The organism is Streptomyces sp. NRRL S-340 (assembly GCF_000720185.1).
Classification (GTDB): domain Bacteria; phylum Actinomycetota; class Actinomycetes; order Streptomycetales; family Streptomycetaceae; genus Streptomyces.
The window spans coordinates 64,042-77,763 of sequence record NZ_JOIY01000036.1 but is presented as its reverse complement, the minus strand read 5'-3'; the positions used below and the strand labels follow the sequence as shown (position 1 = coordinate 77,763).

The window sequence follows — 13,722 nt, the reverse complement described above, 5'->3', positions numbered from 1 at the left end:
GACGGGGCGTCAACTGCTAGATCTCGCCCCGCAGTTTGGCGAGCGCCTCGGCGAGGATCGCCTCGCCGTCCGCGTCGCTGCGCCGCTCGCGCACGTAGGCGAGGTGCGTCTTGTAGGGCTCGGTGCGCGGCGGGTCCGGCGGGTTGTCCCGGTCCTGGCCGGCCGGGAAGCCGCAGCGCGGGCAGTCCCAGGTGTCGGGCACCTGTGCGTCGCTGGCGAAACTGGGCTGCGTCTCGTGCCCGTTGGAGCACCAGAAGGAGATGCGCAGGCGCGGCGCGGACTCGCCGCGCTCGGCCTCGCCCATCGGCCCCGCTCCGACCCGGCTCCCCCGGATCGCGTTGCCACTTGCCACGGTCGTAACTCCCTGCGTGATGGTGCCGCGAAACGAGTCGGCGTACCGCTTCGCTGCGAGCGCCTCAGTCTACGTAAGGCCCAACGCGCGTCCAGTGATGGGAGTTACCGCCCCCCGCACACAGACGCAAGCCCCATGATAGGCCGCGCTCGTGAGCGCGTACCGACCATGGGGCCTTCCGTGCGGAATGTACGGCGTTCGCCCGCTCGTCAGCTGTTGGACTTCATCAGGATGCCGAGGACGATGATGCACGCGAGCCACAGCAGACCGACCACGACGGTGATGCGGTCGAGGTTGCGCTCGGCGACGGAGGAACCGCCGACGGACGACTGCATGCCGCCGCCGAACATGTCGGAGAGGCCGCCGCCCTTCCCCTTGTGCATCAGCACCAGCAGCATCAGCAGCAGGCTGAAGACGATCAGGGCGATCGAGAACCCCAAAACCACGGCTGGACCAACTTCCTCGGATACGGATGGACGACGGGGGCACAGCACCTCGGCTGTGCCCCCGCCAGGGTACGACGTATCGCCGCTACCGCCTACTCACGTCCGGCTCACTGCTCGCGGAACCTGACGATCTTGACGAACTCGTCGGCGTCCAGCGAGGCGCCGCCGACCAGGGCGCCGTCGATGTCGGCCTGGCCCATGATCTCGGCGACGTTGCCCGACTTGACGGAGCCGCCGTACTGGATGCGGATCTTGTCGGCCACGTCCTGCGAGTACAGCTCGGCGAGCTTGGCACGGATGGCGGCGCAGACCTCCTGGGCGTCCTCGGCGCCGCAGACCTTGCCGGTTCCGATGGCCCAGACGGGCTCGTAGGCGATCACGACGGACTCGGCCTGCTCGGCCGGGACGTCCTTCAGACCGCCCTCGACCTGGGCGAGGGTGTGGGAGACGTGGTCGCCGGCCTCGCGGACGTCCAGCTCCTCGCCGACGCACAGGATCGGGGTCAGGCCGTGCTTGTAGGCGGCCTTGACCTTGGCGTTCACCAGCTCGTCGGTCTCGTTGTGGTACTGGCGCCGCTCGGAGTGCCCGATCGCCACGTAGGTGCACTTGAGCTTGGCCAGCATCGGGCCGGAGATCTCGCCGGTGTAGGCGCCGGAGTCGTGCTGCGAGATGTCCTGGGCACCGTACTTGATCTTGAGCTTGTCGCCGTCGACCAGGGTCTGCACCGAGCGCAGGTCGGTGAAGGGCGGCAGGACGGCGACCTCGACGGCGTCGTAGTCCTTGTCGGCCAGGGCGAAGGCGAGCTTCTGGACGTGCGCGATGGCCTCGAGGTGGTTGAGGTTCATCTTCCAGTTGCCCGCCATCAGCGGCGTGCGGGTGGTCATTGAGGTCAGTCCTCCAGTGCGGCGAGGCCGGGGAGCGTCTTGCCCTCGAGGTATTCGAGGGAGGCGCCGCCGCCGGTCGAGATGTGGCCGAATGCGTTCTCGTCGAAACCGAGCGTACGGACCGCCGCGGCGGAGTCACCGCCACCGACCACGGTGAATCCGCCGGAGTCGACGAGGGCCTGGGCGACCGCCTTGGTGCCCTCGGCGAAGTCGGGGTGCTCGAAGACGCCCATCGGGCCGTTCCAGAAGACGGTGGCGGCGTCGGCGAGCTTCGAGGCGTACAGCTCCCGGGTCCGCGGCCCGATGTCCAGGCCCTCCTGGTCGGCCGGGATGGCGTCGGCGGCGACCGCGGTGGGGTGCGCCGGGGCCTTGGTCTTCAGGTCCGGGAAGTCGGGCGAGACCAGCGCGTCCACCGGCAGCACCAGCTCGACGCCCAGCTTCTCGGCGCGCTCCATGTACTCCTTGACGGCCGGGATCTGGTCCTCCTGGAGGAGGGACTTGCCGACCTCGTAACCCTTGGCCTTGAGGAAGGTGTACGCCATGCCGCCGCCGATGAGCAGCCGGTCGGCCTTGCCGAGCAGCTGGTCGATGACGGCGAGCTTGTCGGAGACCTTGGCGCCGCCGAGGGCGACGACGTAGGGGCGCTTGACGTCCTCGGTGAGCTTCTTCAGGACGCCGACCTCGGTGGCGATGAGGTAACCGGCGTAGTGCGGCAGCCGGGCCGGCAGGTCGTAGACCGAGGCGTGCCCGCGGTGCACCGCGCCGAACCCGTCGCCGACGTAGACGTCCGCGAGAGCGGCGAGGGCGTCGGCGAAGGCGCCGCGCTCGGCGTCGTCCTTGGCGGTCTCGCCGGGGTTGAAGCGCAGGTTCTCGATGACCGCGACCTGGCCGGGCTGCAGGCCGTCCACCGCGGCGTGCGCGGCGGGGCCGACGGTGTCCTGGGCGAAGGCCACGGGGGCGCCCAGCAGTTCACCGAGCCGCTCGGCGGCGGGCAGCAGCGAGAAGGCGGGGTCCGGGGCACCCTTGGGGCGGCCCAGGTGCGAGGCCACGATCACCTTGGCGCCGGCGCCGGCGAGCGCCTTCACGGTGGGCAGCACGGCGCGGATGCGGCCGTCGTCGGTGATGACACCGTCGGCCAGCGGCACGTTGAGGTCGGCGCGGACGAAGACCCGCTTGCCGTCCACACCTTCGCTGAGAAGTTCGTCGATCGTCTTCATGGGAATGGGACTCCTGGGAGGAGGGGCTCTTGATCGTACGAGGGCCGGTCGATCCGCACGCGGGCGGGCCGCAGGAAGCGGCCCGCCGTACGTGCGTCAGGGCCCGGACCGCGCGGTGGTGCGCTGCCCGAGCCCTGTTCTCACATCGAGGTGCCTGCTCTGCCGATCAGAGCTGGTTGCCGATGAAGACCGTGAGGTCGACGAGGCGGTTGGAGTAGCCCCACTCGTTGTCGTACCAGCCGATGACCTTCACGTTCTTGCCCTCCTGGACCATCGTCAGGGAGGAGTCGAAGGTGCAGGACGCCGGGGCGTTGACGATGTCCGAGGAGACGATCGGGTCCTCGGTGTACTCGAGGATGCCCTTCAGCTCGCCCTCGGCGGCCTTCTGGAAGGCGGCGTTGACCTCTTCCTTGGTGACCTCGCGGGACAGCTCGACGACGAGGTCGGTGACCGAGCCGGTCGGGACCGGGACGCGCATCGCCATGCCGTCCAGCTTGCCCTTGAGCTGCGGGAGGACCAGCGCGGTGGCCTTGGCGGCACCGGTGGTGGTCGGGATGATGTTCTCGGCGGCGGCGCGGGCGCGGCGCAGGTCCTTGTGCGGGAAGTCCAGGATCCGCTGGTCGTTCGTGTACGCGTGCACCGTGGTCATCAGGCCGCGGACGATGCCGAAGTTCTCGTCGAGGACCTTCGCCATCGGCGCCACACAGTTGGTGGTGCACGAGGCGTTGGAGATGACGTTGTCCTTGGCGGCGTCGTACTTGTCCTGGTTGACGCCCATCACGATGGTGACGTCCTCGTTCTTCGCCGGAGCGGAGATGATGACCTTCTTGGCGCCGCCGGCGATGTGCTTCTCGGCGTCTTCCTTCTTGGTGAAGATGCCGGTGGACTCGATGACGATGTCCACGCCCAGCTCACCCCAGGGGATGTCGGCCGGGTTGCGCTCGGAGAGGACCTTGATGGCCTTGCCGTCGACGGTGATGGTGTCCTCGGTGTGCGTGACCTCCTGCTTGAGGCGGCCGAGGATGGTGTCGTACTTCAGCAGGTGAGCGGTGGTCGCGGTGTCACCCAGGTCGTTGACAGCCACGATCTCGATGTCTGCACCCTGCTCCAGCAGCGCGCGGAAGTAGTTACGACCGATGCGGCCAAAGCCGTTGATGCCTACGCGGATCGTCACGAACCGATCTCCTCGTTGGTACGCCGGTTTCGACGCCGGCGAGCTGTATTGGGATGTCCCCGACCACCCACGACCCTACCTCCCTGGAGCCTCCTGAGTGACATTCGGAGACCCCCTGGAGGGCATGGCGAGCCGTACGCGCCAGTAGGGGTCCGGGCCGTCGCGGCCGGGCGCCCGAATCACTCCATTAGAGTACGGAGTGTCCGTGCGCGTTGACCGTATTCATCACTCTTTCGTGCGGGCCCCGGCTCACTTGTCGAGTGCCGCCATCGCGCGCCCCACGAGGGCCGCCCGGCCGGCCGCCGAGCGGAGGTGTCCGAGCCCGAACCCGAGCAGCACGGAACGGTCGGTGGTGACCGCCGCGTACGTCCGGAAGAGGGTGCCGGTGCGGGCCCAGTCCTTGCGGACGGCCGGGCTGCCCGGAGGCGGTCCTGACACCTTCCAGGGGCCGAGCGACGTCTCGAAGCCCTCGGTGTCCCGCGCGGTGCCGCCGACGACGAGCGAGGTGTCGTCGGCCAGGACGCCGTGGCCGCCGGTGCCGGGGTCGCTGACGTAGGCGAGGGAGACCTCGACCGTCCGCCCGGCGTACGCGCTCAGGTCGAAACTCGCCTGCTGCCACCCGCCGGAGGAGCCGGTGAAGCTGTTCCACGCCCCGCTGGTGCCGTGGGCGGCGCAGCCGCCGGAGGCCGGCGTCAGGTAGTGCCTGAGCCAGGGGTGGTCGGCGATCAGGAACCCGGCCCCGCACTCGGCGGGCACGGCCGCGGTGCTCCTGCCGCCCGCCTCCGGCAGCGTCGTCCAGTCGTCGGCGCCGGTGGTGTGGACCTCCAGCAGCGCGTGGTCGTAGCCGCGCTCGGTGTCCCACAGCAGGCGGGTGCTGAGGGTGGGCCGGTCCGCCGCGGTGACCCCGGTGAGGTCGACGGTGCGGGTGAGGCGCTTGTAGGCGTCGTCGGTGTGCACGGCGGCGGCCATGAAGGAGCCGGTGTACGGGCTGTACGGGTCGGCGGTACCGGTGAACCGCCCCGCCGCCTCGCTCGCGAACGACGGGTGGTCGGCCGCCGGCAGCTCCTGTGACGTCACCCCGTAGGCACCGGCCCCGTCGAGCGGCTCGCCGGGCGCGTCGCCGAGCGCGCCGGAGAAGCCTGCCAGCTTCCCCGCGCCGGTGAAGCCGGTTGCCCCGGGGGCCGGGGTGCGCGAGTAGGCCCCCAGGTAGTACTGGCTGAAGTCGTCCGAGAGGTTCCCGCCACCGAGGTCGACGCTGCCGCCGGCCTGCTCGCCGGCCTCGATCAGCCGTCCGCCCTCGTTGAGGTAGGAACGCAGCTGGAGCTGGGTGGCGTTGCCCGGCCCCGGGGCGCCCGAGTAGTGCACGACCGTCCTGAAGTGCTTCAGCACGCCGAGCGCGTCGGGCGCGCCCTGGGTGGCGACGTCCCAGACGAGCGCCCGGTGGCCGTTCGCCCGCAGGGCGTCCACGTACACGGCCGCCCGGACGGCCGGGGCGCCCTCCTCCGCGACGACGAGGGTGTCGGCGCGGGTGTCCGCGTGCGTGCCTGCACGGGTGCTTGCGTGCGGGCCGGCGGACGGGAGGCGCGCCACGGTGTAGGTGAAGTGCTCGCTCGCCGTCCGCTTCCCGGTCCCGGGTCCGCTGCCCGTGCGGCCGGTGAACCACACCTCGACCCGGTCGCCCGGAGCGGCGCCGTGGACGTGGGCCCGGTACTCGTCGAAGTAGAGGTGGTCCGCGCCGCCGTAGGTGGTGCCGCCCTTCCAGGGCCGCAGGGCTCCCGTCCGGACCGGCCCGCCGTCGACGCGGTAGCGCAGTTCCTTGTCCCGCACGGACTTCCGGACGACGACCGAGACCTCCTGTGCGGCGCCGCGCGCGTACGACGTCGAGAACTCGGCCGGGGTGAAGTCGGCGGCCGGCGGGCCGGCCGGTGAACTCGGCCGGTCGGGGTGGGCGGCGGTCTCGGCGACGGCGAGCGCGAAGGGGACGTTCTTCTCGAACTCCCGCCGGATCAGCTTCTCGTCGTCGGGGAAGGTGAAGACCGACCGGCAGTCGGCGGCGTTCCAGGCGTCGTCCGGGTCGGAGTCGGAGGCGGTCTCGCACGTGGACATCTCGGGCGTGAACATGGCCGTGCCGTTGACGTTGCCCGCGTGCCCGTCCGCCTCGCCGTTGGTGGTGTACAGCTCCGAGGAGAGCTGGGAGCGGTAGCCGGGGATCGCCGGGTGGTCCGGGGTGCCGGCGAGCGCCCGGTAGAGGACGTCGTCCGGTGTCGGGGTCGCCACCTGCCAGCCGACGCCGTAGAGCAGGAGTTCGGCCGCGGAGTGGTAGTTGACGGCGTACCGGAAGCGGACTCGCTTCTCGAACCGGTCGAGCGCCCGCGTCTCGGGCTCGCTCGCCGGTGCCGGACCCCGGTAGGTCTCACCGGCGGGCTCCGGTGACGAACCCTCGTCGTCGTAGCCCCACTTGTAGGGGAAGTTGCGGTTGAGGTCGACGCCGTCGCCGCTGGAGACGACGCCGTCGCCGTTGGCGTCCCGCAGGTTCTTGCGCCACAGCCGGGTGCTGTCGTCCTTGAAGGTGTAGTCGTAGCCGTCGGGGTTGGCGGAGAGGACGAACCACAGTTCGGTGGTGTCGACGATCCTCCTGATCCTGCGGTCGGTGCGGTAGTGGTCCAGGTAGTAGTGCATCAGCCGGCGCGTCATCTCCGGCGTGATCCACTCGCGCGCGTGCTGGTTGGACAGGTACAGCACGGCGGGCTTGGCGCCGTCCCTCGTCTCGCGCGCGCGGCCGGTCAGCTTCAGGGCGAGGATGTCCTGTCCGCGCACCGTCGTGCCGAGGGAGACGACCTTGGTGAGGCCGGGGTGGGCCCGGGCGGTGCCGAGGATCTCCTCGCGCAGGCCGCCCTTGCCGCTGTAGGGCCGGAACACGCCCTGGCCGGCCGTGGCCACCCGCCTGCGCGTCGCGGCCGTGAGCGAGTGCTCGGCGAGCCGGACGCCCTGCTCGCGCAGCTTTCCGGCCTGCGCGTCGGTGAGGTACAGCTCGACGGTGCTTTGGCCCTCGCCGGGCACCCGGTTCCCCAGTTCGTGGGCGTCCTGACCGGCTTTCAGCAGCAGGGGCACCTGCCGCGCGGTGACGTCGGCGCGGAACACCTTCACCTCGTCCGGAGCCGGCCGGGGTGAGGCAGCGCCCTGCGCCTGGGCGAGGGGCGCGAGGCCCGCTCCGCCGAGCAGGAGCGCGCCGACGGCCAGAACCGATCTCGCTCCGTGTCTCGTGCTGCGTCTCATGAACCCCCCTGACGGTGGTCCGCCGGACCGGCGGAGACCTGCCAGGTTCATGTCACTCGGGCCACGGGTCAAGGGTGCCTCCTCAGTCACGGTGACGGACATCAGGGTCGGCGCGGGGGGGTGGGTGGGTCTGCGGGCCTGAGGCCTGGGGCCCGCGGACCTGGGGGCCTCCGGACCAGGCCGGGTCCCGGGGACGGCCGTCGGCCGGCCGGGGGCCGGGGGCGGCCGTCGGCATCCGGGGTCGGCGGGCGGGTCTGCGGGTCAGGCGCCTGGGCACGGCCGGCGGCGTCCGGGGGCGACGGCCCGCAGGCCGGGCCAAGTCCCGTGTACGGCCGCCGGCCGGCCGGGGCGCGGCCCTCGGCCGGCCGGGGCCGGCGGCGGGTCTGCGGGTCCGGGGCGCGGGCACGGTCGGCGGCCTTCAGGCCCGCGCGCCCGCCCGGTGTCCCGGCCGTGGAGCGGCCCTCGGCATCCGGAGCCGGCATACAAGCCTGCGGGTCAGGCCCGGTCCCGTGCGCGGCCGTCGGCTATGAGACGAAGGCGCGGCCGGACCGGCCGGGCGGGGGCGGCACGTGGTCCGACGGTGCCCGTCCGAAGGGGTGGCCGGACCCGGCCGTCCCGGCGGACGGGCCCTGCTGCGCGGCGCACGCGGCTCAGCCCGCGAGGTTGTCCGCCAGTTCCTCGCTGAGGTTGGCCTCCGTCCCGGGGATGCCCAGGTCGGCGGCGCGCTTGTCGGCCATGGCCAGCAGCCGGCGGATGCGGCCGGCGACGGCGTCCTTGGTCAGCGGCGGGTCGGCGAGCGCGCCCAGTTCCTCCAGCGAGGCCTGCTTGTGCTCCATGCGCAGGCGCCCCGCGGCGGCCAGGTGCTCGGGGACGTCGTCCGCGAGGATCTCCAGGGCGCGCTGCACCCGGGCACCGGCGGCGACCGCCGCGCGGGCCGAACGGCGCAGGTTGGCGTCGTCGAAGTTGGCCAGCCGGTTCGCCGTGGCGCGGACCTCGCGGCGCATCCGCCGCTCCTCCCAGGCCAGTACGGACTCGTGCGCGCCCAGACGCGTCAACAGCGCGCCGATCGCGTCACCGTCACGGACGACCACCCGGTCCACTCCACGCACCTCGCGGGCCTTGGCGGCGATGGAGAGTCTGCGGGCGGCGCCGACCAGGGCGAGCGCGGCCTCCGGGCCCGGGCAGGTCACCTCCAGCGAGGAGGAGCGGCCGGGCTCGGTGAGCGAGCCGTGCGCGAGGAACGCGCCGCGCCAGGCGGCCTCCGCGTCGCAGGTGGCCCCCGAGACCACCTGCGGGGGCAGGCCGCGGATCGGGCGGCCGCGGCCGTCCACCAGGCCGGTCTGGCGGGCGAGCTGGTCGCCGCCCGCGACGACCCGGACCACGTAGCGCGAGCCGCGGCGCAGGCCGCCGGGCGCCATCACGATCAGCTCCGAGCTGTGCCCGAAGATCTCCAGGATGTCCCGCTTCAGGCGCCGCGCCGCCATCGCGGTGTCCAGTTCCGCCTCGATCACGATGCGCCCGCTGACCAGGTGGAGGCCGCCGGCGAACCGCAGAATGGCGGAGACCTCCGCCTTCCTGCAGCAGGTCCGGGTGACGGGGAGCCGGGAGATCTCATCCTTCACCGCTGCCGTCATCGCCATGGGCCGATCCTTCCATGCATCCGAAAAATACGGTCGTACGCGGCGGCCAGCAGCTCCGGGTCGTGCCGCGGAGTTCCGTCCCTCCGGGCCACCGGCGCCAGCTCGACCGCGGCGCCGAACCGCTTGGCGGCCTCGGTGAGGACTTCGCGGTCGGGCACGGCGGCCTCGTCGGCCAGCACCACGTCCAGGGCGAGTTTAGGGGCGTGTCGTCCCAAAACCTCCAAATGACGCTGCGGGGAGAAGCCGGCGGTTTCTCCCGGTTGCGGGGCGAGGTTCAAGGAGAGGACCCGGCGCGCCTTCGTCTCGGTGAGCGCGTCGAGGAGCTGGGGCACGAGCAGGTGCGGGATGACCGAGGAGAACCAGGAGCCGGGGCCGAGCACCACCCAGTCCGCGTCCAGGACCGCCTCGACGGCCTCGGGCACGGCGGGCGGGTCGTGCGGCACCAGGTGCACGGACTGCACCTCGCCCGGGGTGAGCGCGACGGTCGCCTGGCCGCGGACCGTGTCGACGTCGTCGGGCCGGTCCACGTCGTGGCCCTTGACCAGGGCCTGAAGCTCCAGCGGCACGGCGGACATGGGCAGTACGCGCCCGTGCGCGCCCAGCAGCTTGCCGACCAGGTCGAGGGCCTGGACGTGGTCGCCGAGCTGTTCCCACAGCGCGACGATCAGCAGGTTGCCGACCGCGTGGTCGTGCAGGTCGCCCTGGGAGGTGAAGCGGTGCTGGATGACGCGCGCCCAGGTCTGGCCCCAGTCGTCGTCCCCGCACAGCGCCGCCAGCGCCTTGCGCAGGTCGCCGGGGGGCAGCACGCCCAGTTCGTCGCGCAGCCGCCCGCTGGAGCCGCCGTCGTCGGCCACGGTGACGACGGCGGTGAGGTCGCCGGTGATCCGGCGCAGGGCGGCGAGCGAGGCGGACAGGCCCATGCCGCCGCCGAGGGCGACCACCTTGGGCTGGGCGCCCCGTCGGCGCGGCCGTGCGCCGCGGGCCTCGGCGGGCCGGCCGGCCCGCCCCTCGGCCGCCAGACGTGCCGCGCGCCCCTCGGGGACCGCGCGGCGCAGTCTGCTCAGCCGCGGAGTACGTCCGGTCACTCGCGCCCCATGTCCCGGTGGACGACGACGGTCTCCACACCCTCGGCCGCCAGTCGCGCGGCGAGCTTCTCCGACATGGCCACCGAGCGGTGCTTGCCGCCCGTGCAGCCGATGGCGATGGTCACGTACCGCTTGCCCTCCCGGCGGTAGCCGGCCGCGACGAGCCGCAGCAGTTCGGCGTAGCGGTCCAGGAACTCCTTGGCGCCGGGCTGGTTGAAGACGTACCCGGCGACCTCCTCGTTGAGCCCGGTGTACGGGCGCAGCTCCGGCACCCAGTGCGGGTTGGGCAGGAACCGCATGTCGGCGACCAGGTCGGCGTCGACCGGGAGGCCGTACTTGAAGCCGAAGGACATCACGGTGGCCCGCAGCTCGGGCTCCTCCTCGCCGGCGAACTGGGCGTCCATCTTGGCGCGCAGTTCGTGCACGTTGAGGCTGGAGGTGTCGATGACGAGGTCGGCGTCGCCGCGCAGCTCGCGCAGCAGCTCCCGCTCGGCGGCGATGCCGTCGACGATGCGGCCGTCGCCCTGGAGGGGGTGGGGGCGGCGCACCGACTCGAAGCGGCGCACCAGGGCCTCGTCGGAGGACTCCAGGAAGACGATCCGCCGCGTGACGTCGCGCGCCTCCAGGTCGGCCAGGGACTCGCGGAGGTTGTCGAAGAAACGGCGGCCGCGGACGTCGACGACGACCGCGATGCGCGCGACGTTGCCCTGCGAGCGGGCGCCCAGTTCCACCATGGTGGGGATCAGCGCCGGCGGCAGGTTGTCGACGACGAACCAGCCGAGGTCCTCCAGGCACTTGGCGGCCGTCGACCGGCCCGCCCCCGACATGCCGGAGATGATCACCAGTTCGGGGATGGCCGCGTCGGGGACGCCTGCCGTGTCGATGCCCGTACTCACCTGTGCTCCGTGTTCCTGGACCGGGTGCTGCCGCTGGTCCTCGTGCGATTGCGGGGGCGCGTCCGCGGGCGTCTGCGTGTGCGTGTCCCCGTGCGCCGGCGCGCTCCTGTCCGCGTGCGTGTCCGCGGCCGCTTCCCGGTGCGCCGGCGCGGGTGTCTGTTCCCGGGACGCCGTGCGGGCCCGGTCGGGTTGCGCCGCTGTCTGATCTCGTGGCGCTGTGGGCTGCGTCTCGTCCTCGGTCATGTCTCCTGCCCCCGTCGTTCGGCCGGGGCGCCCGTGGGCACGGGTTCCCCTGCGGCCCCCGGCGTCGTCCCGGGTGCCGTCTCTTCCTCGTCTTCCATGATCTCTCCGGTCGCCGTGTTCACGGCGGGTGCGGCCGGGGCCGCCTGGGCCAGGGCCACGGCGATCGTCTCGGCCGTCTTGCGGCCTATGCCGGGCACCTCGCAGATCTGGTCGATTGTGGCGGACCGCAGCCTCTTCACCGAGCCGAAATGCTTGAGCAGCGCCCGCTTGCGCGTCTCGCCCAGACCGGGCACGTCGTCCAGCGGGCCCGCCCGGAAGCGCTTGGCGCGTCTGGTGCGCTGGTAGGTGATGGCGAAGCGGTGGGCCTCGTCACGGACGCGCTGCAGCAGGTACAGCCCCTCGCTGCTGCGCGGCAGGACCACCGGGTCGTCCTCACCGGGCACCCAGACCTCCTCCAGGCGCTTGGCCAGCCCGCACACCGCGATGTCGTCGATGCCCAGCTCGTCCAGGGCCCTCTGGGCCGCGGCGACCTGCGGCTGGCCGCCGTCGACGACGACGAGCTGCGGCGGGTAGGCGAACCGCTTGGGGCGTCCGTCGTCCTCGGTGAAGGCGCCGGCCGGGCCGGCGGCCGTGCTGCCGGCCGGCCCTCCGGATGCTTCGGCGGGCGAGCCGTCGACGGTGGCGGCGGCCGTCCCGTCGGGCACGGCCCCCTCCTCGCCGTCGGCCCACTCGCCGGTGCGCTCCTTCTCCGCCAGGTACCGCCTGAAGCGCCGGGTGATCACCTCGTGCATGGAGCGGACGTCGTCCTGCCCCTCGAAGCCCTTGATCTGGAAGCGCCGGTACTCGCCCTTGCGCTGGAGCCCGTCCTCGAAGACGACCATGGAGGCCACCACGTCGTCGCCCTGGAGGTGGGAGATGTCGTAGCACTCGATCCGCAGGGGGGCGCTGTCCAGGCCGAGGGCGTCGGCGATCTCCTCCAGGGCGCGCGAGCGGGTGGTCAGGTCCGAGGCGCGCCTGGTCTTGTGCAGCGCGAGCGCCTGCAGCGCGTTGCGCTGGACGGTCTCCATGAGCGCCTTCTTGTCGCCGCGCTGGGGGATGCGCAGGGACACGTTCGCGCCACGGCGGTCGGTGAGCCACTGCTGGACCGGCTCGACCGGGTCGGGCAGGGCGGGGACGAGGACCTCCTTGGGGACGGCGTCCCCGCTCTCCTCGCCGTACAGCTGCTGCAGGGCGTGCTCGACGAGGGCGCCGGTGGTGACCTCCTCCACCTTGTCGGTCACCCAGCCGCGCTGGCCCCGCACGCGTCCGCCGCGCACGTGGAAGATCTGCACGGCGGCCTCCAGCTCGTCCTCGGCGACGGCGATGAGGTCGGCGTCGGTCGCGTCGGCGAGCACGACCGCGCTCTTCTCCATGGCCTTCTTCAGGGCCCCGATGTCGTCGCGCAGGCGGGCGGCCCGCTCGTACTCCATCTCCTCGGCCGCCTGCGCCATCCGCTGCTCCAGGCGGCGCAGGTACGTCCCCGTACGGCCGGCCATGAAGTCGCTGAACTCCTCGGCCAGCTCCCGGTGCTCCTCGGCGGAGACCCGGCCGACGCAGGGCGCGGAGCACTTGCCGATGTACCCGAGGAGGCAGGGGCGGCCGGTGCGGGCGGCGTTCTTGAAGACGCCGGCCGAGCAGGTGCGGACGGGGAAGACCCGCAGCAGCAGGTCGACGGTGTCGCGGATGGCCCACGCGTGCCCGTACGGCCCGAAGTAGCGCACGCCCTTCTTCTTGTGGCCGCGCATGACCTGGACGCGCGGGAACTCCTCGTTCATCGTCACCGCGAGGTACGGGTAGCTCTTGTCGTCGCGGTACTTGACGTTGAACCGGGGGTCGAACTCCTTGATCCAGGAGTACTCCAGCTGGAGCGCCTCGACCTCGGTGGACACCACGGTCCACTCCACGGAGGCGGCCGTGGTCACCATGGTGCGGGTGCGCGGGTGGAGGTTCGCCAGGTCCTGGAAGTAGTTCGCCAGGCGCTGGCGCAGGCTCTTCGCCTTTCCGACGTAGATCACCCGGCGGTGCTCGTCACGGAACTTGTACACCCCGGGAGAGTCCGGGATGTCTCCCGGCTTGGGGCGGTAGCTGGAGGGGTCGGCCATGTCTCACACCCTACTGGCGCGGGGTGACAGGGCGGTGAGCCTGTGGACAACCCGGCCCGGGCCCCCGGCCGCTGCCCGGACACACGTACGGCTGCCTGCCGTGACCAGCGGTCTTCGCGCGGTGCGCGGTGCCGCACGAGAGCACCGGACCCGGCCGGCGCCGGGGTGCGGACTCGGCCAGGACCGCCGTCCGCGGGGTCACAGGTGTTGTCGGGGCTTGGCCGACACGCTTCAATGCGGGGGACGTCGGGGCCGCGGACGACGGCACACGCACGTGTACGGACGCGCACGGCTCCACCGCTCCTGCCCGCGGGCGGTCCCGGCGATCCGCGTGAACGGTCTGACCAGCCGTCGTGCACCTTTCCCGC

10 protein-coding genes are annotated in these 13,722 nt (G+C 72.3%); all 10 read right to left on the bottom strand.

Features of this window, described 5'->3' with window-relative positions; translation table 11 throughout:
• Nucleotides 1–16 precede the first annotated feature (16 nt).
• The gene (locus IG64_RS26635; RefSeq protein WP_003957010.1) at nucleotides 17–352 is read right to left on the bottom strand and encodes an RNA polymerase-binding protein RbpA; all 336 of its coding nucleotides are present in this window, start codon (nucleotides 350–352) and stop codon (nucleotides 17–19) included.
• A gap of 209 nt (nucleotides 353–561) precedes the next feature.
• The gene (gene secG / locus IG64_RS26630; RefSeq protein ID WP_078884233.1) at nucleotides 562–798 is read right to left on the bottom strand and encodes a preprotein translocase subunit SecG; all 237 of its coding nucleotides are present in this window, start codon (nucleotides 796–798) and stop codon (nucleotides 562–564) included.
• Between the two features lie 107 nt (nucleotides 799–905).
• Entirely contained in the window at nucleotides 906–1,682 is a 777-nt protein-coding gene (tpiA, locus tag IG64_RS26625; protein WP_037860771.1) for a triose-phosphate isomerase, read from the bottom strand.
• A 5-nt stretch (nucleotides 1,683–1,687) separates the two neighbouring features.
• Nucleotides 1,688–2,899 carry a phosphoglycerate kinase gene (locus IG64_RS26620; RefSeq protein ID WP_037860769.1) on the bottom strand — a complete coding sequence of 404 codons (1,212 nt, stop codon included), beginning with the start codon at nucleotides 2,897–2,899 and terminating at the stop codon, nucleotides 1,688–1,690.
• A gap of 166 nt (nucleotides 2,900–3,065) precedes the next feature.
• The gene (gap, locus tag IG64_RS26615; RefSeq protein ID WP_037860768.1) at nucleotides 3,066–4,073 is read right to left on the bottom strand and encodes a type I glyceraldehyde-3-phosphate dehydrogenase; all 1,008 of its coding nucleotides are present in this window, start codon (nucleotides 4,071–4,073) and stop codon (nucleotides 3,066–3,068) included.
• Nucleotides 4,074–4,322: 249 nt separating this feature from the next.
• A complete protein-coding gene (locus IG64_RS26610) occupies nucleotides 4,323–7,349 on the bottom strand; it encodes a M14 family metallopeptidase (protein ID WP_078884232.1) in 3,027 nt (1,008 codons plus the stop codon).
• A gap of 650 nt (nucleotides 7,350–7,999) precedes the next feature.
• Nucleotides 8,000–8,989: a DNA-binding protein WhiA gene (gene whiA / locus IG64_RS26605; RefSeq protein ID WP_037860766.1), complete on the bottom strand. Its 990-nt coding sequence runs from the start codon at nucleotides 8,987–8,989 to the stop codon at nucleotides 8,000–8,002.
• Nucleotides 8,980–10,074: a gluconeogenesis factor YvcK family protein gene (locus IG64_RS26600; RefSeq protein ID WP_037860765.1), complete on the bottom strand. Its 1,095-nt coding sequence runs from the start codon at nucleotides 10,072–10,074 to the stop codon at nucleotides 8,980–8,982. Before IG64_RS26600 ends, whiA begins: the two co-directional genes overlap by 10 nt.
• On the bottom strand, nucleotides 10,071–11,213 hold the full coding sequence (gene rapZ, locus IG64_RS26595) for an RNase adapter RapZ (protein WP_037860764.1): 1,143 nt from the start codon (nucleotides 11,211–11,213) through the stop codon (nucleotides 10,071–10,073). The genes IG64_RS26600 and rapZ overlap by 4 nt, the downstream gene beginning before the upstream one ends.
• Nucleotides 11,210–13,354, bottom strand: coding sequence for an excinuclease ABC subunit UvrC (gene uvrC / locus IG64_RS26590; RefSeq protein ID WP_037860763.1), 2,145 nt, complete (start codon nucleotides 13,352–13,354; stop codon nucleotides 11,210–11,212). Before uvrC ends, rapZ begins: the two co-directional genes overlap by 4 nt.
• Between the last annotated feature and the right edge of the window lie 368 nt (nucleotides 13,355–13,722).